Origin of the sequence: Streptomyces antnestii (genome assembly GCF_004005495.1) — a bacterium.
In the GTDB taxonomy this organism is placed as follows: domain Bacteria; phylum Actinomycetota; class Actinomycetes; order Streptomycetales; family Streptomycetaceae; genus Streptomyces; species Streptomyces antnestii.
On the sequence record NZ_RZYA01000001.1, the window covers coordinates 200,384 to 221,799 of the forward strand.

A 21,416-nucleotide genomic window follows, 5' to 3' on the forward strand; every position below is an offset into this window, starting at 1 on the left:
AGGTCGTCGTGGAGACTCCGGGGTCGCAGTCGTCACTGCATCGGGCCAATCTCGAGCGGGTGGTACGCGCCGTGCGGCTCGCCGGATCGCTCACGCAGGCGGAGATCGCGAGGACGACGGGACTGTCCGCCGCCACGGTCTCCAACATCGTCCGCGAGCTCAAGGACGGCGGCACGGTCGAGGTCACGCCCACATCGGCGGGCGGCCGGCGGGCCCGCAGCGTCTCGCTCAGCGGTGACGCGGGCATCGTCATCGGCGTCGACTTCGGCCACACGCACCTGCGCGTCGCGATCGGCAACCTCGCGCACCAGGTGCTGGCCGAGGAGGCCGAGCCTCTCGACGTGGACGCCTCCGCGGCGCAGGGCTTCGACCGGGCGGAGCAGCTGGTGGAACGCCTGGTGGCGGCCACCGGGGTGGACCGTACGAAGGTGGCGGGCGTCGGGCTCGGGGTGCCGGGTCCCATCGACGTGGAGAGCGGCCAGCTGGGCTCCACGTCGATCCTGCCGGGCTGGACCGGCACCAAGCCCGCCGAGGAGATGAGCCGGCGCCTGGGCGTGCCCGTGCAGGTCGACAACGACGCCAACCTGGGCGCCCTCGGCGAGCTGGTCTGGGGCAGCGGGCGCGGCGTCAAGGACCTCGCATACATCAAGGTCGCCAGCGGTGTCGGGGCCGGGCTCGTGATCAGCGGGAAGATCTACCGGGGCCCTGGCGGCACGGCGGGGGAGATCGGGCACATCACCCTCGACGAGTCGGGGCCCGTGTGCCGCTGCGGCAACCGCGGCTGCCTGGAGACCTTCACCGCGGCCCGCTACGTGCTGCCGCTGCTCCAGTCCAGCCACGGCACCGATCTGACCATGGAGGCCGTGGTCAGGCTCGCGCGGGACGGCGACCCGGGGTGCCGGCGCGTGATCGCCGACGTGGGCCGGCACATCGGCAGCGGGGTCGCGAATCTCTGCAACCTGCTGAACCCCAGCCGGGTCGTTCTCGGCGGTGATCTGGCGGAGGCCGGAGAGCTCGTCCTCGGGCCCATCAGGGAGTCCGTGGGGCGCTACGCGATCCCCAGCGCCGCCCGTCAACTGTCCGTCCTGCCGGGGGCGTTGGGCGGCCGCGCGGAGGTGCTCGGGGCGCTCGCCCTGGCCCTCAGCGAGATGGGTGATTCGACCCTTTTGGACGGCACGCTGCCGACCGTCGCGCCCGCCTTCACTTAGAGAACGCATGACACCGTTGCCATCTCGTTAAGGATTTACTCCTTGACGGTGGCCTTGCGGCCGAGTTGACTTCCAGCCACCTCGGCCGCAACGACGCGGCCTCGTCAGGGAGGTTTCTGAAGTGAATACGCGTATGCGTCGTGCGGCCGTAGCCATCTGCGCCACCACCATGGCCGTCTCCCTCGCGGCCTGCGGCAGCGCCAAGCAGTCCGGCGGCGGGGGCGAGAGCGGCAAGGCGAGCCCGAAGAAGGGTGACGCGCTGACGGTCGGCCTGCTCCTTCCGGAGAACCAGACCGCGCGCTACGAGAAGTTCGACAAGCCGATCATCGAGAAGCAGATAGCGACGCTGACGAACGGCAAGGGCAAGGTCGAGTACCTCAACGCCAAGCAGGACCCGTCCCTCCAGTCCCAGCAGATCGACACGATGATCACCAAGAAGGTCGACGTGCTGATCCTGGACGCGGTCGACTACAAGGCCGTCGCCAGCGGGGTGAAGAAGGCCAAGGACGCCGGCATCCCCGTCGTCGCGTACGACCGCCTGGCCGAGGGTCCGATCTCCGCCTACACCTCGTTCGACAACACCGAGGTCGGCAAGACCCAGGGCGAGGCCCTGCTCAAGGCCATGGGCGCCAAGGCCACCAAGAGCAGCAAGATCGTCATGATGAACGGCGCGATCACCGACCCGAACGCCAAGCAGTTCAAGGACGGCGCGCTCTCGGTGCTCAAGGACAAGGTGACCATCGCCAAGTCCTACGACACCAAGGAGTGGAAGCCGGAGAACGCCAACGCCAACATGGATGCCGCGATCTCCGCGGTCGGCAAGGACAAGATCGCCGGTGTCTACTCCGCCAACGACGGCATGGCGGGCGGCATCATCACCGCGCTCAAGGGCGCGGGCCTGAGCAAGCTCCCGCCGGTCACCGGCCAGGACGCCGAGCTCGCCGGTGTGCAGCGGATCGTCACGGGCGACCAGAACATGAGCGTCTTCAAGTCGTACCCGCAGGAGGCCGAGACCGTCGCCAAGATGGCCGTCGCCGTCGCCAAGGGCGAGAGCCTCGACTCCATCAAGACGGGCACCGTCGACAGCGGCACCGAGAAGGGCGTCCCGTCCGTGATCGTCCCGGTGGTCTCCCTGACCCAGGACAACATCAAGGACACGGTCATCAAGCAGGGCTACTACACCCTGGGCGAGATCTGCACGGCCAAGTACAAGGCCGCCTGCGACAAGATCGGCCTCAAGTAACCCGGGCCGCAGCCGCCTGCCGCAACTCCCTTGTCCTGCACGGGACATGAGCGCACCGTTGAGGAGCGCGCCCGTGTGAGCACGTCCGGCGCCCCGTCGCCGACAGCCCCGCAGCTTCAACGGCGGGGCGCCGGACGCAGTGACGTACGGCCCCCCCTTGCCGTACGCACCCCCCAGTCCTCACTTCTGTTCAACCTCCCGCCGGGTCAGGCCTTCGGCGGCGAAGGAGATGGTTCACGTGTCCGCTACGCCCGTGCTGGCGTTGCGCGGGGTCTCCAAGCGATTCGGTGCCGTCCAGGCGCTCACCGACGTAGAGCTTGAGGTCCACGCCGGTGAGGTGGTCGCCCTGGTCGGCGACAACGGCGCCGGAAAGTCCACCCTCGTCAAGACGATCGCCGGTGTGCACCCCATCGATGAGGGTGTCATCGAGTGGAACGGCAGCGCCGTCGCGGTCAACAAGCCGCACGACGCCCAGAACCTCGGCATCGCGACCGTCTACCAGGACCTCGCGCTGTGCGACAACATCGACGTCGTCGGCAACCTCTTCCTGGGGCGTGAGATCAAGCGCCGCGGCGTCCTCGACGAGGTCGAGATGGAGCGCCGCGCCCGGGAACTGCTCGACACCCTGTCGATCCGCATCCCGAGCGTGCGCATCCCGATCGCCTCGCTCTCCGGCGGTCAGCGCCAGGTCGTGGCCATCGCCCGCTCCATGCTCGGCGAGCCCAGGCTCGTCATCCTCGACGAGCCCACCGCGGCGCTCGGCGTCGAGCAGACCGCGCAGGTCCTCGACCTCGTCGAGCGGCTGCGCGAGCGCGGCCACGCGGTCATCCTCATCAGCCACAACATGGCCGATGTGAAGGCCGTCGCCGACAAGGTCGCCGTCCTCCGGCTCGGCCGTAACAACGGCGTGTTCGACGTGCGGACCACGTCGCAGGAAGAGATCATCTCCGCCATCACCGGCGCCACGGAAAACGCCGTGACCCGTCGAGCGGCGCGCACCAACGCGGAGGCTCAGAAGTGAGCATCGAAAAGTCGCCCGTGAGCGTCGGCAAGACCGACACAGCCAACACAACCGGCAAGGCGCACGCCCCTGTGGACGCCCCGGCGGCCGCCGGTGACGCGACCGTCGCCATCGACCCCCGCCTCCTCGTGCGCGAGCAGGGATTCGCGGGCTACATCGGCGAGTTCAAGCGCAAGATGCGCGCCGGTGACCTCGGCGCGACGCCGGTCGTCATCGGCCTCATCGTCATCTGCGCGATCTTCCAGAGCCTGAACTCGGCGTTCCTGGGCGCGGAGAACCTCAACAACATCTTCGTCGCCATGGTCGCGACGGGCATGATGTCGGTCGGCATCATCTTCGTGCTGCTCCTCGGCGAGATCGACCTGTCGGTCGGCTCCGTCTCCGGTGTCTCCGCGGCGATCACCGCCGTCCTGAGCGTCACCCACGGCGTCAACGAGTGGCTCGCGGTCCTCGCCGCCCTCGCCGCCGGCGCCGTCATCGGCGCGCTGCACGGCTTCTTCTTCGCCCGGATCGGCGCGCCCGCCTTCGCCGTCACCCTGGCGGGCCTGCTGTTCTGGAACGGCTTCATGCTCCAGGTCCTGGGCTCCAACGGCACGATCAACATCGACGGGGAGGGCGTGGTCGGCAAGCTCACCACGTACTACTTCTCCGACATCGCCGCCGCCTACGGGCTCGCCGTCGTCGCGGTCGCCGGCTACTTCCTGTCGGCCTTCCTAGGCAACCGGCGCCGCGAGGCCGCCGGGATCCCGTCCCGCCCGCTGAGCGAGATCGTGCTGCGCACGGCGCTGCTCGCCATCGCCGCCTTCGCCGTGGCGATCATGTTCAACCAGTACAAGGGCCTGCCGCTCGCGGTGCTGCTCTTCGCGATCGTCCTGGTCGCCACCGACTTCCTGCTGCGCCGTACCTCGTACGGCCGCAAGATCCTCGCGCTCGGCGGCAGCGTCGAGGCGTCGCGGCGTGCCGGTATCAACGTCACGGCGGTGCGGATCTCGGTCTTCGCCATCGCGGGCCTGTTCGCCTCGGTCGGCGGTCTCTTCTGGGCCTCCAAGATCGCGGCGGCCAACCAGAGCGCTGGCGCCGGCGACCTCCTGATGAACGTCATCGCGGCGGCCGTCATCGGCGGCACCAGCCTCTTCGGCGGCCGGGGCCGCACCTGGAACGCGCTGCTCGGTGTGCTCGTCATCACGTCGATCCAGTACGGCCTGGCCCTCCAGGGCATCGCCACGCCGATCCAGTACATGATCACCGGCGGTGTGCTTCTCGCCACGGTCGTCATCGACTCGGTCACCCGCAAGACGCAGAAGTCGGCGGGCCGCGCGTGAGCGCTCCGCTCAGCCATGTGTGATGTCTGCGGGCCGGTTGTGGCTGGTCGCGCAGTTCCCCGCGCCCCTTAGGGGCGCGGGCTTGTGCCCGGTGTCTAGGGAGACGCCGGGCACAGGCATGCCCAGGCACCGTTTCCCGAACGCGCGTACCCCTCACGTGCGGCCGATCGCGTGACGTACGACGCACAGCCCGGGCGCGGCCCGCAAAGGCGGAACATTAGACTCGACAGACCCGGCAAAAGCTCGAACAGCTCTATCGCAAGGAGGCACGGGTGCCGCTGCTGACCCGCATCACGGGACCGCGCGATCTGGACCGGCTCAGCCAGGAGCAGCTGGACCAGCTGGCCGGAGAGATCCGGACCTTCCTGGTCGACGCGGTATCCAAGACCGGCGGCCACCTCGGCCCCAACCTCGGCGTCGTCGAGCTGACCATCGCCCTGCACCGCGTCTTCGACTCGCCGAAGGACCGGGTGCTCTTCGACACCGGTCACCAGTCCTACGTGCACAAGCTGCTCACGGGCCGGCAGGACTTCGGCAGGCTGCGCACCAAGGGCGGCCTGTCCGGCTACCCCTCGCGCGCCGAGTCCGAGCACGACGTGATCGAGAACTCGCACGCCTCCACGGTCCTCGGCTGGGCCGACGGCCTCGCCAAGGCGAACGAGGTGCGCGGCAAGGACGACCACGTCGTCGCCGTGATCGGTGACGGAGCCCTCACCGGCGGCATGGCCTGGGAGGCCCTGAACAACATCGCGGCCGCCAAGGACCGCCCCCTCGTGATCGTCGTGAACGACAACGAGCGCTCGTACGCCCCCACCATCGGCGGCCTCGCCAACCACCTGGCCACCCTGCGCACCACCGACGGCTACGAGCGGTTCCTGGCCCGCGGCAAGGACCTCCTGGAGCGCACGCCCGTCGTCGGCAGGCCGCTCTACGAGACCCTGCACGGCGCCAAGAAGGGCCTCAAGGACTTCATCGCCCCGCAGGGCATGTTCGAGGACCTCGGCCTCAAGTACGTCGGCCCCATCGACGGCCACGACATCGAGGCCCTGGAGTCGGCGCTCGCCCGCGCCAAGCGCTTCGGCGGCCCGGTCATCGTGCACTGCCTCACCGAGAAGGGCCGCGGCTACAAGCCCGCCGAGCAGGACGAGGCCGACCGCTTCCACGGCATCGGCCCGATCCACCCCGACACCGGCCTGCCCATCAAGGCGTCGGCCGCCAGCTGGACGTCCGTCTTCGGTGACGAGATGGTCAAGCTCGGCCACGACCGCGACGACGTCGTCGCGATCACCGCCGCGATGCTCCAGCCCGTCGGTCTGAAGAAGTTCGCCGACGCGTTTCCGGACCGCATCTACGACGTCGGCATCGCCGAGCAGCACGCCGCCACCTCGGCCGCGGGCCTCGCGACCGGCGGCGTGCACCCGGTCTTCGCGGTCTACGCCACGTTCCTCAACCGCGCCTTCGACCAGGTCCTCATGGACGTCGCGCTGCACAAGTGCGGCGTCACCTTCGTCCTGGACCGGGCCGGCGTCACGGGTGACGACGGCGCCTCGCACAACGGCATGTGGGACATGTCCATGCTCCAGGTCGTCCCCGGCCTGCGCCTGGCCGCCCCGCGCGACGCCGAGCAGCTGCGCGCCCAGCTGCGCGAGGCCGTCGAGGTCGACGACGCACCGACCGTCGTCCGCTACTCGAAGGGTGTCGTCGGACCGGCCGTCCCGGCCGTCGGCAAGATCGGCGGCATGGACGTGCTGCGCAAGCCGTCGGTGGCCAAGCCGGACGTCCTCCTGGTCTCCGTGGGGGCGCTCGCCCCGATGTGCCTGGAGATCGCCGGGCTCCTGGACAGGCAGGGCATCACCACGACCGTCGTCGACCCGCGCTGGGTCAAGCCGGTCGACGAGGCGCTCGCCCCGCTCGCCGAGCAGCACCGCGTCGTCGTCACCGTCGAGGACAACTCCCGGGTGGGCGGGGTCGGTTCGGCGATCGCGCAGGCTCTGCGCGACGCGGGCGTCGACGTGCCGCTGCGTGACTTCGGCATCCCGCCGCGCTTCCTCGACCATGCCTCGCGCAAGGAGATCATGGCCGAGATCGGCCTCACGGCCCCCGACATCGCACGTCAGGTCACCGGCCTGGTCGCCAAGCTGGACGGCCGTTTCGAGCGCGCCACGGCCACGGACGCGGTACAGCCCGCGCGCGACTGACGCCTCTGCTGCCTCTGCTCCATAGGCCGTTGGGCCGGTTCCGGCACCCTGTACGGGTGGTGGAACCGGCCCATTCGCGTGAATCGACTCATGTCGGGGCATACGCACTCCACGCCCCCTCGATCATGTCGAGGACGTCAAGCGTGGAGGTAGCCCCGTGAGCAGCACCCTCTTCAGAACGAAGAAGGTCGAACAGTCGATCTCGGACACTGAGGAGCCGGAACACGCACTCAAGAAGTCCCTGTCCGCTCTGGACCTCACTGTGTTCGGCGTCGGCGTCATCATCGGCACCGGCATCTTCGTCCTCACCGGCAAGGTCGCCAAGGAGAACGCGGGCCCGGCCGTGTCCCTCGGGTTCGTCGTGGCGGGCATCGCCTGCGGCCTCGCGGCGCTCTGCTACGCCGAGTTCGCGTCCACGGTCCCCGTCGCCGGATCCGCGTACACCTTCTCGTACGCGTCGCTCGGTGAACTGCCCGCCTGGATCATCGGCTGGGACCTGGTCCTGGAGTTCGCGCTCGGCACGGCGGTGGTCGCCGTCGGCTGGGCGGGCTACATCCGCTCCCTGATGGACAACGCCGGCTGGCACATGCCCGCAAACCTGGGCGGACGGGACGGCGCCTCGGGGTTCGGCTTCGACATCCTCGCCGCCGCCCTGGTCCTCGTCCTCACCGCCATCCTCGTCGTCGGGATGAAGCTCTCCGCCCGCGTCACCACGGTCGTCGTCGCGATCAAGGTGACCGTCGTCATGATCGTGATCATCGCGGGGGCCTTCTTCATCAACGGCGACAACTACAAGCCGTTCATCCCCACGGCGCAGCCGCAGACGGCGGGCAGCAGCCTCCAGTCACCCCTGGTCCAGCTGATGTTCGGTTACGCCCCCACCAACTTCGGCGTGATGGGCATCTTCACCGCCGCCTCCGTCGTCTTCTTCGCCTTCATCGGCTTCGACGTCGTGGCCACCGCGGCCGAGGAGACGAAGAACCCGCAGCGCGACATGCCGCGCGGCATCCTCGGCTCCCTCGTCATCTGCACCACGCTCTACGTCCTCGTGTCGATCGTCGTCACGGGCATGCAGAAGTACAGCGAACTGTCGATCGACGCACCGCTCGCGGACGCGTTCAAGGCCACCGGGCACCCCTGGTACGCGGGTGTCATCAGCTTCGGCGCCGCGGTCGGCCTGACGACGGTCTGCCTGATCCTCCTCCTCGGCCAGACCCGGGTGTTCTTCGCGATGAGCCGCGACGGGCTGCTGCCCCGCTTCTTCTCCGTCGTCCACCCGAAGTTCAAGACGCCGTACCGGCCGACGATCCTGCTCGGCGTGATCATCGCGATCCTGGCGGGCTTCACCAGCCTCAGCGCACTCGCGGAACTGGTGAACATCGGCACGCTCTTCGCCTTCGTCGTGGTCGCGCTCGGCGTCATCATCCTCCGCCGCACCCGCCCCGACCTGCACCGCGCCTTCCGCACCCCACTGGTCCCGCTGGTCCCGATCCTGTCGGTCCTCGCGTCCCTGTGGCTGATGCTGAACCTGCCGGCCGAGACCTGGGTCCGCTTCGCCATCTGGATGGTCATCGGCTTCGTCATCTACTTCGCGTACGGGCGGTCACACAGCCGGCTGGGGCGGGGGGAGAAGGAAGAGTAGGGACCCTCGACCACCAGGACCAGTTCGAGGGGCCCGACGCGTTCGGGCAGCCCGGTGGCCAGCAACCGTCCGGCGCGGAACCGACGACGTTCGCGCCGTCGGTGATCACGCGTGGAGAGGATGGCTCAACCGCCCGTGGCGGGCGACTTCTTGGCGGACTCGGGGATGTCGTCGTCGGAGCGGATCGCCTTCCACAGAGTCGAGGCCTGCGGCTCCGCGGCGACCACCCGGTTGGGGTCGGTCTTGTCGTACGCCACCGGCAGCATGATCGTCTCCATGGTGGAGGGATCGACCCCGTTCATGCTGCGGGCGAACTTGGCCAGCTTCGTCAGGGACGCCAGCTGGGAATCGGTGGTGAGCGACTCGGTGAGCTTGTCGGCGATCTTGAAGGACTTCGTGGGGCTGCCCAGCAGGTCCTGCTTCTTGATCTCGCTCAACAGGGCGATCATGAACTGCTGTTGGAGCCCGATGCGGCCGAGGTCGCTGCCGTCGCCGATGCCGTGCCGCGTCCGCACGAACGCGAGGGACTGGGTGCCGTCGAGCTTGTGGGTGCCCGCGCTCAGGTCCAGGCCGCTGGACGTGTCGTGGATCGGCTTGTCGACGGTGACGGTGACGCCGCCTATCGCGTCCACGAGCCCCTTGAAGCCCGCGAAGTCGATCTCCATGAAGTGGTCCATGCGCACGCCGGACATCTGCTCGACCGTCTTGACCACACAGGCCGGACCGGCCAGCGAGTACACGGAGTTGAACATCACGCGCTTCGCCGACGGGAGGGTGGAGCCGTCCGACTTGGTGCACTCGGGGCGCGTGACCAGGGTGTCGCGCGGGATGCTCACCGCGGTGGCCCGGGTGCGGCCCTCGGGTATGTGCATCACGAGGGCGGTGTCGGAGCGTGCGCCGGCGACCTTGCCGGTGCCGAGGTCCGCGTTGGCTCCCGCCCGCGAGTCCGAGCCGAGCACCAGGATGTTCTGGCCGGACGTGGGCAGCTTCTCGGGGCGGTTCTTGCCGAGCGCCTCGTCCAGGTCGACGCCCTTGATGTTGCTGTTGAGGTCGCTGTAGAGCCACCATCCCGTGCCGCCCGCGGCCAGCACCAGAATCACCAGCGCCAGCAGGATCTTCCGGCCCGTCCGGCGTCGTCCGGTGCGCTCCCGCTTCCGTCCCCGGCTCGCGCGGCCCCCGTGGGAGGATCCGCCGGAGCTGCTGCGCTGGGGCGTCGAGACATGGCTCATCCTGCCTGAGTCCTCGCTTGTCGTGCCCCGGAGGGCGGTGATTGACGGTGTGGGACTCGGGTGGGGGGGTGCCGGTCCGTGTGCTGCCTGACTGAGCCAGCACTATAGACACGCGCTCGGCGGTTCATGCTCGCAAAGTGATGTTTTCATGAACGTGAGTGCAAGAAATAGTATGCGGCCATGACTTGGTTGATCACGGGTGGGGCGGGGTTCATCGGGGCGCACGTCGTGCGCACGATGCTGGCGGCGGGTGAATCGGTCGCTGTGTACGACGATCTGTCGACCGGTGACGCCGGTCGCGTTCCGGAGGGTGTGCCCTTCGTCAAGGGGTCCGTCCTGGACGGTGAGTTGCTCCGGCACACCCTGTCCGACCTGCGTATCTCAGGTGTCGTCCACCTCGCCGCCAAGAAGCAGGTGGCGGAGTCGGTCGAGCGCCCCCTGTACTACTACCGCGAGAACGTCCACGGCCTGCAGACGCTTCTGGGGGCAGCCGCCGGAACCGGCGTGCAGCACTTCCTCTTCTCCTCCTCGGCGGCCGTCTACGGCATGCCCGACGTGAACCTGGTCACGGAAGACACCCCCTGTGCCCCCATCAACCCCTACGGCGAGACGAAGTTGGCCGGTGAATGGATGGTGCGGGCGGCGGGCGCGGCCCACGGCATGACCACGGCATCCCTGCGTTACTTCAACGTCGCGGGCGCGGCCGACGAACAGCTCGCGGACACCGGGGTCTTCAACCTGATCCCGATGGTCTTCGAGAAGCTCACCGCCGGCGCCGCCCCGGTGATCTTCGGTGACGACTACGACACCGAGGACGGCACCTGCGTACGTGACTTCATCCATGTCGAGGACATCGCCTCCGCTCACCTGGCCGCGGCGCGAGCCCTGACGTCCAGGGCGCCGGGCAGCGCTCTGACGGTCAACATCGGCCGCGGGGAGGGTGTCTCCGTGCGCGAGATGATCGAGCTGATCGGCGAGGTGACCGGCTACGGCGCCGACGCCGCACCGGTGAGCGCCGCCCGCAGGGCCGGCGACCCGGCCAGGGTCGTCGCCGCGGCCGACCGCATCCGCACGGAGTTCGGCTGGAGCGCCCGCCACGATGCCCGCGCGATGGTGGAGTCCGCCTGGGCCGGCTGGTGCCTGCGTCATCCGGAGGCTCGCCGCTGACGTCCGGCGGTGAACTTATGATGCAACGTCGCAGCCCCGGCCGGACCGGGCCGGCGTACAGGGAAGGATGACGACGGACCATGCGGGCCAGCTCCGTGCGAGAGAACGGGCGACAGCAGCAGTCGTCCGGCAGTGAGGCAGCGAGCTTCACCGACCGGCTGCCGGCCGCGCTGTCGGGGCCCTGGCTGCTGCGTGGACACGACGGACGGCTCATCGTCTACACCCACGTCGACCAGGCCGTCCTCCGATGGACGGAGAGCCGGGTGGGAAGCCGCGACTGGCTGGGCCCGGACGTCCTGCCCGCCAAGGGGCTCTCGCATCTCACGGTCGCCCAGGGCCGCAACCGGTACGCGCATCTTCTGGGGCGCAGGGTGCGGACCGCGAAGGACGGTTCGCTCACCGTGGACCTGACCTATGCGATCCAGTACCAGGCGGGCCGCCCGCTGAGCGAGTGGCGGTCGATCGGCAACCCGCACGCGAAGCGCGAGCGCACGGCGCTGCTGGGTGCCCCGGCCGCAGCCGTGGGCGCGGACGGCGCGCTGCACGTCTTCGCCCCCACGGCGGAGGGCCGGATCTCCATGCGGCGCGAGGACGCGCAGGGGCGCTGGGAGTCCTGGCTCGACCTCAAAGTGACCGCCGCCCTGGACACCCCGGCCGCGGCGGCCACCTCCACCGGCCGGCTCGAACTCCTCGCCCCGGCCCGCACCGGCGCTCTGGCCTGGCACCTCGGGGAACCGGGCGCGGCACCGGAGCGCGGTTACGACGCTGCGGTGGTCCCCCTGCCCGGATCCATGACCGGAGTCGAGACCTCCCCGGGCCGGGTCACGTTCTATGCCACCGATGTGCGCACCGGTGAGATGGCCGCCCTGCGCGCCGGTGAATGGCCCGTTCCGCTCGGCGGGAATCCCGGCGACGGCCGCCACGCGGCGGTCATGACCACGCTCGACGGATACCCGTGCACGGTGCTCGCCCACCGCGGGGCCGACGGGCGGATCATGCTCGGCGTCTGCGTGGCGGAGGACGAACGGGGCGGCGTGTGGTGGACCGACACCGGCAAGGCCTGCGTCGGCGACCCGGTGCTCGCACTCGACGGATACGGGCGGGTGGTCATCCTGGCCGTGTCCGCCGACGGTTCGATGGCGCTGGCCCGTCAGGAAGACGGACAGGGGCTGACGCTCAGTTCGTGGACCCGGATATGACGGTGCCGGGACGCGCCGTGGCGCAGAGAGATGTGAGGGCATGAGCCGAAGGTCCGACACCGGAGCGGTAGCCGGCGGCGCCCTGGGCGGCCGTACCCATGTGGTCGCCGTGGTCGTCCCCGAACCCGAGGACGCCGTGCCGCTCGTGGCGCTGGAGACGGCCGGCGCGGAGATCGCCGTCGTCTGTCTGCGGGCGGGGACGAAGGAAGGGCGGGGGGCGCTCGACCGAGCCCTCGGCCAGGCCGCCGACCGCGGCTGCCGTGCCCTCGGCGGTCCCCGGCTGCTGGGCACGGACGACGAGGGCGCGTTCCCGGCGCTGCTCGACGAGTTGCGGGAGATCAACCCGGAACGACTGCACACGCTGGACCCCGATCCCGCGCATGTGACCATCGACGAGGCGAGCGGGGAGCTGGGGTACGACTGCCCGCCCGGGCACGCCGAGACGGCGGCGGTCGCACTCGCCGCCGCGCGGGCCCTGCAGACGGAGACGGGTGAACCGCTCTACGTCGACTGCCACCGTGCCCGCGCGGACGTGCGGCTCGGCGCGGCCTCCTGCCGGCGCTACCCGGCCCCCGTGAACTGGCTGGTGGCCGGGTTCGACGGACGGTTGAGCGCCTTCCAGCCCACGGCCGCCGGTGTCGTGCGCTGGTCCCAGGAAGAGCTGGGCGGCAGTGCGTGGAGCGGCCCCGAACCGGTGGAGGGCGCCGGGCTGCTGCCGGGACTGTCCGTGGTGCGCGATCCGCACGGGTTCCCGCACCTGTTCGCGCTGCGCAGGACCCCGCGCGCCGACGGCGGTGTGGACGTCGAGGTGGTGCACGCCGCGCAGTACGGCACCGGCCGGCCCCTGACCCCCTGGAACTCGCTGGGCGGTCCCAACTCGGGTGACTGGCGCAAGGGGCGCGAAGTCGGCTTCCCCGCTGCCGCGTTCGACGGCGCCGGCAACCTCTTCGTGTTCGCCCGCAACGTCGGCCACAGCATCAGCTACCGCTGCCAGTCGGCCGACGGCAGCTGGACCCCGTGGCAGCACCTGGGAGGGACACGGGTCGCCGACGACCTCGTCGCGGTGTCGACCCCGCACGGCGGGGTCGAGGTGTATGCCCGCGCCCGGGACGCCGACATGGTGGTCCGCTGGTACCAGGGCGGTAACGGCGCGTGGACGGAGGACCGGACGCCGCCGTTCGCGGCCCGGCCCGGCACCCTGGCCCCGGCTCCCGAGCCCGGCAGCGTCCACTTCCGTGACCTGGTCACCAACACCCCCTCGGCCTGGCGCCCCGGCGCTCAGGCCCCCTGTCCCCTCGGTGACGCCGAGGGGACAGGAGCCCTTGCCGCCGTGCGGGGTGCCGAGATGGACGGCTGGGCCTACTCGCTGCTCGTCCGTTCGGGACCGGGCGGCGTCTGCTCGGTGGGTGCCTACCCCGACGGCCGTCCCGGTACCGGCGTGTGGTGGCAGGAGCTCGGCGCGCCTTCGTACGGGGGACCGGCCGCCGCGATGAGCCGGACCGGGCGGCTCGCCGTGGCGACGCGCGCCCCGGGGCGGAACCTGCTGGTGGCGTACCGCCGTGATGAGGCCGGTGGCCTGGTCTTCGGTGACTGGCAGTCAGCAGGGCGCTGACACCTACCGCAGGTAGCCCTTCCTGGGTGAGAGAGAGGCAAGAGCGCGGTGAGAGCGCAGCGCGCGTAGAACGCAAAAGGTTGTACGTGAACAGCTGTGATTAAGGTCGCGACCAAGTCCTAGGGTAAATCTTCTTACCCTTTCTTAAATCTTGTTAAGGTTTTGATCTCTCTCAAGTGATGGATCTGTGAACGCGCGGGTCCACCAGTGGGGTTCCCTGGGTCGCGAGGTGGCGGTGCAGGGCTTTGTGTCCTGTTCTGCGCGTGGCTGAGGGGTTATGACCAAGCTGTCCTTGCGGGCTGTCCAAAAACTCACCTGCAAGAAGCGGGACGCCTGGTGGACGGTCTTCCTCGTCGACCCCGTCGCGACCCGGATGCTGATCGTTCTCGCCCGCTTCCGGTTCATCACGCCGAACCGGGTCACCTGGGCAGCGCTCTTCATCGGCCTGGCGTCGGCGGGCTTCTTCCTGAAGGGGGACACCAGGTCCCTCATCATCGGCGCCGCGCTCTACCACCTGAGTTTCATCCTCGACTGCATCGACGGAAAGCTGGCCCGGCTCAAGGGCAACGGCACCGTCTTCGGCGGCTGGCTGGACTACGTCTTCGACCGCATCCGCGTCCTGTTCTGCGCCCTCGCGCTGATGGGCGGCCAGTTCCTGCGCACGGACGACGAGCGGTATCTGCTCGCCGCGCTGGTCGTGGTCTTCCTCGACATGCTGCGGTACGTCGACGCGCTGCAGATCTACAAGATGCGCATGTCGATGCGTACGAAGATCGAGAAGGTCACCCAGGAGCGCGAGGAGTCCGAACGGGCCGCGCTCGGGTCCCCGGCCGACGCCGAGGGTGAGCAACTCGTCTTCATGGAGGACCTGCTGCGGGACAACCCCGGTGCGCGGGCCGAGATCCTGCGCGAGGAGGCCGGCGCGGCCAATGTCGTGGACCTGCACGAGCAGTTCCGCGGCCAGTTCCCCTGGTACACCCGCGTCCGCCGGGCGATGCTCCACACCCGGATCCGGCCCCACCTCATCAGCGGCATCGAGTTCCAGATGTTCATCTTCATCATCGGGCCGCTGATCGGGCAGATCCTCTGGGCCACCGTGGTCTCCGCCGCGCTCCTGATGCTCTTCGAGCTCGTCATCATGTACAAGTTCTGGCTCTCCACCCGCGACTTCACCCGCGTCATGGAGGAGCTGAGCCCCGCCCCGGCCACCGTCGGGACCATCGCCCCGCAACTGCACCGGGGCCGACACCGCCGCGCCGCGCAGGAAGCCCTGCTCGCCGACGAGCGGTACGGCGTACCGGAGGCCGCGGACGACCCCGGCTTCCAGCCCTACCCGCAGCCGAACGTCACCCCCCACGGGCACGACCTTCCGCAGCAGCACGACGGACTCTCCGCGATTCCCCGGCCGAACGACGGCACGAAACGGTTCCCGGCTTACGGAACCGTGCCCGCCGCCGAACGCCCCGGGGCATCGGGGACGTGGGAGAACTCCAGATGAGACAGGTGCAGGACGGCGACAACTCCTGGGTGACGGTGGTGATCCCCGCGTACAACGCGGCCACCATCATCGGCAAGGCGATCCAGTCGGCCGTCAACCAGACCTATGAGCTGGTCGAGGTGATCGTCGTCGACGACGCGTCGACCGACGGAACCATCGAGGTGGTCACCAACTTCGCCGGCAACAACCCGCATGTGCGGGTCCTCCGCCGGACGCAGAACAGCGGCGGTGTCGGCGCTCCCCGTAACTGGGGCATAGCGCAGGCCGCCGGGCGCTGGGTGATGTTCCTGGACGCGGACGACGAACTGCCGCCCCGTGCCTGCGAGAGGCTGGTCGCGAGCGCGCTCGAGACCGGCAGCGACATCACGGCGGGCAAGGCCGTGCGCGTCAACAGGGACACGGGCGAGTCCGAGGCGTGGGCCCCCGAGGTGTACGCGATGGCCCGCACGGTGCCGGGCCTGGAGGAGTTCCCGCTCTTCCTTTCCGACCCCATCGCCGCGGCGAAGCTCTACAGCGTCGCGTTCCTGCGCTCGGGAGGCGTCTGGTTCCCCGAGGGCGTCTTCTACGAGGACACGTACTTCTCCACGGTCGCCGGCAGCCTCGCCAACGGCATCACCGTCATCACCGAACCCGTCTACCGGTGGATGTGGGAGTCCGAGGGCGCCTCCATCACCGGCCGCACCGGTGAGCTGCGCAGCATCAGGGACCGCGTCGCGGTGCACCGTGCCACCGACCAGTTCCTCCTCGAGCGGGGCCTGTGGGCGCTCAAGGTCCGCAAGGACTCCAAGTTCCTCGCGCACGACCTGCGGTTGTACATGCGGGCCCTCGCGGAGGGTGACGCCGCCTTCCAGCAGGGCTTCGCGGAGACCGTCAGCGCCTATCTCTTCTCCATCAGCGACGAGGCCTTCGAACTGTGCGGGCCCGTCGACCGGGTGCGTGCCTACTTCCTGATGTACCAGGAGATCGAGGCCGCCCTGACCACCCTGGACTACGCGCAGCGCAAGAGCGTCTACTCGTCCTACCTGGTGGAGGACGACGGCCGGGTCTACTGGTCGGGCGACCACCTCCACCTGCCGGACGCCCACCGCATGCTCGACGTCACCGAACTGGGCCTCGCCGCGGCGCCGGTCACGCAGGTGCCGCTCTTCGCGCAGCTCAACGGCTGGCGCGTGGAGGACACCCGGCTCGCCTACGACGGAGAGCTGGTCAACCGCTTCGGGCGGATCGAGGCCGAGGACTCCGTGCGCCTCTCGCTCGCCGTACGCAACCGGCACACCAAGCACGATGTCGTCGTGCCCGTCCCCGACGTGTCCGTCGACGAGCGGTTCGTGACCTTCGAGGGAAGCGCCGACCTCGGCGAGCTCCTCGGCGACGACTTCTCCGACAGCACGGTGTGGAACGTCTCCCTCATCGTCGAGTGGAACCGGAGCCGGTCCCGTTCCGCGCTCAACGTCCGGGACATCGAGCTCGACGGCCTGGTCTTCACCGTGGACGGCGAGGAGTTCGAGGGCTACCGCACCGTCAGCGGCAACCTCGCGTTCCGCTCGGCCGTGGCGAACCGGCGCACCTTCGAGTCCGAACAGAACGACCCCGACGCACCGTGGATGTGGTGGCGTGAGCACATCCACCCGCCGATCCCGCAACTGACCCACCGCTTCGAGCTGGCCGTAGTCGTGCCCTGCTACAACGTGGCCAAGTACCTGGACGACTGCCTCGGCTCCATCGCCGCGCAGCGTGGCTTCGCCGCCACCCAGGTCATCCTGGTCGACGACGGCGCGACCGACGAGACGCCCCGCATGCTCGACCACTTCGCCCGCTTCTACGCCAACGTCACCGTCGTCCACCAGCAGAACGGCGGTCTGGGCAACGCCAGGAACAACGGCCTTGCCCAGGTCACCGCCCCGTACGTCACCTTCCTCGACTCCGACGACATCCTCGGCCCCGACGCCCTGGCCCTGATGCTCCAGGCGGCACGGCGCGACAACACCGAACTCGTCGTCGGCGACCTGGTGAACTTCCCCGACCGGCCGTACGGCCCGTGGAAGCAGTACTTCGGCGACGGCGACCGGGTCATCGACGACTTCGCGCAGACCCCGGACCTGATCTTCAGCGGTTCCGCCTGCAACAAGCTGTTCAGCACCCAGCTGCTTCGCCGGCTCGGCCTCCGGTTCGGCGAGGGCGTGCACTTCGAGGACTCGTGGGTGACCCTGCCCGCCATGCTGCGCGCCCAGGGCATCAGCCTCGTGGACGCCCCCGTCTACTACTACCGGGGCAGGCCGGACGGATCGTCCATCATGGACTCGCTCTGGAGCAAGCCCGCCAACTACCGCGACCACCTCCGGCTCAACCACTTCCTGCTCAACTTCACGGCGGCCGAACGGGACGACATCCGGCACATGTTCCACCGGTACGTCGCCCGCACCTACAAGGGCTTCCTGTGCAACGCGCGTAACGTCATGGGCCGTTCGCAGCTCGCCGAGATGTTCGCGGACATCCACCGGCACTACGCGCAGATCCCCGACGACGTCCTGCTCGAATTCGCGACGAACCCGGCCCAGCAGCTCGACCACTACGCCGCCAAGAGCGGCAACTTCGAGCTGTTCTGCGATCCCAAGCCGGCTCTGGAGGCGGCGCCGCTGCGCCTGGAGATCGACGACGAGGGCTTCTACCGCACCTTCTCCGGAGGCGTCCTGGAGACGGCGACGGCCCGGGTCGCCGACCCGAACATCGTCGTCGAATCGGTGCGCGCCCGCGACGGCATGCTCGTCGTGGAGGGCTGCATGGCCTTCCCCGGCATGGACATCAGCGGTCCGCTGCACAACCGTCTGGAGTTCGTGCATCAGACCAAGGACCACAAGATCGTCGCTCCCCTGCAGCAGGTCTACCGCCGTGACCTGTGGAACGCCCGCAACAACAAGGACCTGTACGCGGGCTTCTACGCGGAGATCCCGGCCGCACGGCTCGCCGAGGGCGGGCTCCGGGTCGGCGACTTCCGGCTGCGCGTACACCGCGTGGACGGCAGCCGTGAGCGCAACGTCGTGATGAAGGCGCGGCTTCCGCTGCACCGGCTCAAGGGGCACGGCCGGCTCGGCAAGTACCGCTACATGCTCACCATCGGCGCTCAGGACGCGCTGCACCTGCGGATGGTCGGCCGCGGCCTCGGCGCCCGCGTCAAGCACACCCTGTGGCGTACGGCCCGCGAGATACGCATCATCAAGATGCGCAACCCGGGCTGGCGGATGCGGTTCGCCTACTGGCTGATGTTCCCCCTGCTCAACAGCCGTGAGATCTGGCTGATCGGCGAGCGCTCCGACACGGCGCAGGACAACTCGTACCACTTCTTCAAGTGGATGCGCACGCATCGCAAGCGCCGCAAGATCTACTACGTCATCGACGGGAACTCCGCCGACTACGCCAAGGTCGCCAAGTACGGCCGCGTGATCAAGCTCGGTTCGTTCAAGCACCGGATGTACCTGCTGCACGCGACCAAGCTGATCGGCAGCTACGACTCCGAGTCCTACCTGGTGCCCGAGGGCTACCGAAAGGTGCTCTTCCTGCACCGCTTCGGCGAACTGCTCAAGTATCAGCGGGTGTTCCTGCAGCACGGCATCATCTACAACGATGTCACCACCGGTGTCGACCAGCGCATCACCAGCTACGACATGATCGTCACCACCGGCCGTCAGGAGCGCGAGTTCCTGGGGCACGAGGCCGGGTACGGCAACCGTGCGGTCCTGGCCGGGCTGCCGCGCTTCGACGCGCTCCAGCGGGAGCGGCTCGCCCGCCCGCGCATTCTGCTGATGCCGACCTGGCGGCAGTGGATCGTCACCGCCTCGTACAAGAAGTCCGCGGGCCCCGCCAAGACGGCGTTCACGCAGTCCGAGTACTTCCGCTTCTACCGCGCGCTGCTCGCCGACCCGCGCCTCGCGGCCGCACTCGAACGGCACGGCGTGGACCTGGAGTTCTTCCCGCACTACGAGATCCGGCCGCATCTGCGCCACTTCCGTACCGACTCGCCCGCCATCCACGTCGCCGACCCGACGAGCCGCAACGTCCAGCAGGCCATGAAGGAGTGCTCCCTCATGGTCACCGACTACTCGTCGGTCTTCTTCGACGTGGCGTACATGGGCATCCCGCTGGTCTACGTGCCCTTCGACGAAGAGGACTTCTACGGGCGCCACTACAAGCGCGGCTACTTCAACCTGGCCGACGACGGATTCGGTCCCGTGTGCCGCACCGTCGACGACGCCGTGGACGAGATCATCCGGGCGATCGGCCGCGGGTTCACCGTGGAAAGCCCCTACCGCGAGCGTGTCGCCGACTTCTTCGGCCACCGGGACGGCGACAACTGCCTGCGGGTGTACGAGGAGATCGACGCCCTCGGCGATCTGCCTGCCGCCGAACTCGCCCCGTCCGAAGCGCCCCTTCCGCTCGAACCCCAGCAGGCCCGGGTCGTCCGGGAGGTGCCCGGTCAGTCGCCGGCCCCGGAGAGGTGGACCGGTGCTGCCTGAGGGAGGCGGGCACCCCGCGCAGCACCCGCGCGTCTTCCTGGCGGGAGACTCCAGCGTCTGCACCCGCGAGATCAGCCGGGCGCCGATGGCGGGCTGGGGCCAGATGCTCCCGCTCTTCTTCAGGCAGGACCTGGAGATTGTCAACTGCGCGCGGGCCGGAGCCAGTTCACGCACGTTCGCCGAACGCGGCCGACTGGCATGGATCCTGGACCGGCTGCGTCCAGGGGACTATCTCGTCGTGTCGTTCGGCCTGATCGACCACAAGCCGGAGCAGGAGCTGCGGACCGAGCCGTTCCACGACTACCAGCGCAATCTGCGGCTGTTCGTGGATGGCGCCCGGGACCGTGGCGCCCACCCCGTCCTGGTCAGCCCGCACGAACGCTGCACCTGGGACGACCACGGCAACCTGCGCCAGGTCGTCCAGCCGTACCCGATGGCCATGCGCGAGCTGGCGGCGCAGACGGCGACACCGTACGTAGACCTCTACACACAGAGCCTCGAATGGTGGACGCAGCTGGGCCCCGCGGGGACCCGCTCCCTCTTCATGTTCCTGGCGCCGGGGCAGCACCCCCACTACCCGGAGGGCATCGAGGACACCACGCACCTCCTGCCCGAGGGTGCCATCGCCTGCGCCCGGTTCGTCGCCCACTCCCTCGCGCAGCGCGGGATCGTGCCGTCGCACTGGGTGACCCGCCTGGACCAGCAACGCTTTCCTGAACAGGCGTACGGCTGGCTCGACGACGCCACGCACGCCGCCATGACCCGGGCCCGCACCCGAGGCACCGGAGACACGCTGTGAGTGAGCAGTCCATCGCCGCAAGCCCGTTGCAGCCGGAGCGCCATCTCCTCGCACGGGTGCACGCGGTCCAGGCCGACGCCCCGCAGATCCGGTTGACGGTCGAGCTGACCGCGAGCGCCGACCCGGCCCTGCCGGTCCGCCCGGGGCAGGAGGTCGACTTCGCGGTGACCCTGCTGCCCGAGGGCTCCGGACACCGCTACTACGGCTACGTCATGGCGGCCCCCTTCGAGCGGGTGGCCACGGTGGACCGTCTCGGCGGCATGAGCCTGCTGCCCTCCAAGGACCGGTACGCCAGTTCGGTGGAGGCGGGCACGTCCAGGGTCGCCCGCTTCACCGCCGTCGTCCGCCACGACGTGGGCGGGGGAGCGTTCCTGCTGCCGGAGGTGCGCGCGGGCATCATCGCGCACGGTGGCTCCAGCCTCACGAGCAGCACCCACTCCGTGCGCCAGTACGGCTACCGGATCGCGCCGTTCCCGCCACAAGGCCGCGTCCTCCACCTGGCCCCCGGGTACCGGGGCGTCGTCAAAGACCTGCTCGACGGGCTCGGCGACGCCGCGCGCCTGGCGGGCGTCGGCCCGGCCCGGCAAGGTGTCACCAGCGTCGAACCGGACGGCGTCGTGACGTACACCCCCTTCACCGGGCATCTGGGGTACGACCGCTTCTCCTACGCGGTCGACGACGGCACCGGGCACGTGATGAGCGGTCAGGTGACGGTGTGTATAGGTGAGTTGCAGGCGCCGGGTGTCCTCGGCGGCTGATCGTCGCGG

The 21,416-nt window shown here is 69.4% G+C and carries 14 protein-coding genes; 13 read left to right on the plus strand and 1 reads right to left on the minus strand.

The window, feature by feature from the left end:
- Nucleotides 1-8 precede the first annotated feature (8 nt).
- The 6 genes from EOT10_RS00860 to EOT10_RS00885 all read left to right on the plus strand — a co-directional run bounded on the left by EOT10_RS00860 (nucleotide 9) and on the right by EOT10_RS00885 (nucleotide 8,634).
- Nucleotides 9-1,208 carry an ROK family transcriptional regulator gene (locus tag EOT10_RS00860; protein WP_127826061.1) on the plus strand — a complete coding sequence of 400 codons (1,200 nt, stop codon included), beginning with the start codon at nucleotides 9-11 and terminating at the stop codon, nucleotides 1,206-1,208.
- Between the two features lie 133 nt (nucleotides 1,209-1,341).
- A complete protein-coding gene (locus EOT10_RS00865) occupies nucleotides 1,342-2,451 on the plus strand; it encodes a sugar ABC transporter substrate-binding protein (RefSeq protein WP_189491126.1) in 1,110 nt (369 codons plus the stop codon).
- A 229-nt stretch (nucleotides 2,452-2,680) separates the two neighbouring features.
- Entirely contained in the window at nucleotides 2,681-3,472 is a 792-nt protein-coding gene (locus EOT10_RS00870) for an ATP-binding cassette domain-containing protein (protein ID WP_189490949.1), read from the plus strand.
- Between the two features lie 17 nt (nucleotides 3,473-3,489).
- Nucleotides 3,490-4,794, plus strand: a complete 1,305-nt coding sequence (locus EOT10_RS00875; protein WP_127826691.1) for a sugar ABC transporter permease — start codon at nucleotides 3,490-3,492, stop codon at nucleotides 4,792-4,794.
- Nucleotides 4,795-5,066: 272 nt separating this feature from the next.
- Nucleotides 5,067-6,992 (plus strand): 1-deoxy-D-xylulose-5-phosphate synthase, encoded by a 1,926-nt coding sequence (gene dxs / locus EOT10_RS00880; protein WP_127826064.1) that lies wholly within the window; start codon nucleotides 5,067-5,069, stop codon nucleotides 6,990-6,992.
- A 157-nt stretch (nucleotides 6,993-7,149) separates the two neighbouring features.
- On the plus strand, nucleotides 7,150-8,634 hold the full coding sequence (locus tag EOT10_RS00885; RefSeq protein WP_127826065.1) for an amino acid permease: 1,485 nt from the start codon (nucleotides 7,150-7,152) through the stop codon (nucleotides 8,632-8,634).
- Nucleotides 8,635-8,759: 125 nt separating this feature from the next.
- On the opposite strand, the gene EOT10_RS00890 is transcribed toward EOT10_RS00885, so the two are convergent.
- Nucleotides 8,760-9,863 carry an LCP family protein gene (locus EOT10_RS00890; protein WP_127826066.1) on the minus strand — a complete coding sequence of 368 codons (1,104 nt, stop codon included), beginning with the start codon at nucleotides 9,861-9,863 and terminating at the stop codon, nucleotides 8,760-8,762.
- Nucleotides 9,864-10,043: 180 nt separating this feature from the next.
- Between EOT10_RS00890 and galE the strand changes: the two genes are divergently transcribed.
- From galE to EOT10_RS00925, 7 genes are all read left to right on the plus strand, one after another.
- Nucleotides 10,044-11,030: a UDP-glucose 4-epimerase GalE gene (gene galE / locus EOT10_RS00895; protein WP_127826067.1), complete on the plus strand. Its 987-nt coding sequence runs from the start codon at nucleotides 10,044-10,046 to the stop codon at nucleotides 11,028-11,030.
- A gap of 80 nt (nucleotides 11,031-11,110) precedes the next feature.
- Nucleotides 11,111-12,229 (plus strand): PLL family lectin, encoded by a 1,119-nt coding sequence (locus tag EOT10_RS00900; RefSeq protein ID WP_127826068.1) that lies wholly within the window; start codon nucleotides 11,111-11,113, stop codon nucleotides 12,227-12,229.
- 40 nt (nucleotides 12,230-12,269) lie between these two features.
- A complete protein-coding gene (locus EOT10_RS00905; protein WP_189490951.1) occupies nucleotides 12,270-13,841 on the plus strand; it encodes a PLL family lectin in 1,572 nt (523 codons plus the stop codon).
- A gap of 277 nt (nucleotides 13,842-14,118) precedes the next feature.
- Nucleotides 14,119-15,339: a CDP-alcohol phosphatidyltransferase family protein gene (locus EOT10_RS00910; protein ID WP_127826069.1), complete on the plus strand. Its 1,221-nt coding sequence runs from the start codon at nucleotides 14,119-14,121 to the stop codon at nucleotides 15,337-15,339.
- On the plus strand, nucleotides 15,336-19,850 hold the full coding sequence (locus EOT10_RS00915; RefSeq protein WP_127826070.1) for a bifunctional glycosyltransferase/CDP-glycerol:glycerophosphate glycerophosphotransferase: 4,515 nt from the start codon (nucleotides 15,336-15,338) through the stop codon (nucleotides 19,848-19,850). The genes EOT10_RS00910 and EOT10_RS00915 overlap by 4 nt, the downstream gene beginning before the upstream one ends.
- A complete protein-coding gene (locus EOT10_RS00920) occupies nucleotides 19,840-20,649 on the plus strand; it encodes a rhamnogalacturonan acetylesterase (RefSeq protein WP_127826071.1) in 810 nt (269 codons plus the stop codon). The genes EOT10_RS00915 and EOT10_RS00920 overlap by 11 nt, the downstream gene beginning before the upstream one ends.
- Entirely contained in the window at nucleotides 20,646-21,407 is a 762-nt protein-coding gene (locus EOT10_RS00925; protein ID WP_223280690.1) for an Ig-like domain-containing protein, read from the plus strand. Before EOT10_RS00920 ends, EOT10_RS00925 begins: the two co-directional genes overlap by 4 nt.
- Nucleotides 21,408-21,416: the final 9 nt, after the last annotated feature.

Bases quoted from the DNA above. Each gene is read 5' to 3' on its own strand.
- EOT10_RS00865 (WP_189491126.1), top strand. From the start codon at position 1,342: ATGCGTCGTGCGGCCGTAGCCATCTGCGCCACCACCATGGCCGTCTCC.
- EOT10_RS00870 (WP_189490949.1), top strand. From the start codon at position 2,681: ATGGTTCACGTGTCCGCTACGCCCGTGCTGGCGTTGCGCGGGGTCTCC.
- EOT10_RS00890 (WP_127826066.1), bottom strand. From the start codon at position 9,863: ATGAGCCATGTCTCGACGCCCCAGCGCAGCAGCTCCGGCGGATCCTCC.
- galE (WP_127826067.1), top strand. From the start codon at position 10,044: ATGACTTGGTTGATCACGGGTGGGGCGGGGTTCATCGGGGCGCACGTC.
- EOT10_RS00900 (WP_127826068.1), top strand. From the start codon at position 11,111: ATGCGGGCCAGCTCCGTGCGAGAGAACGGGCGACAGCAGCAGTCGTCC.
- EOT10_RS00905 (WP_189490951.1), top strand. From the start codon at position 12,270: ATGAGCCGAAGGTCCGACACCGGAGCGGTAGCCGGCGGCGCCCTGGGC.
- EOT10_RS00910 (WP_127826069.1), top strand. From the start codon at position 14,119: ATGACCAAGCTGTCCTTGCGGGCTGTCCAAAAACTCACCTGCAAGAAG.
- EOT10_RS00915 (WP_127826070.1), top strand. From the start codon at position 15,336: ATGAGACAGGTGCAGGACGGCGACAACTCCTGGGTGACGGTGGTGATC.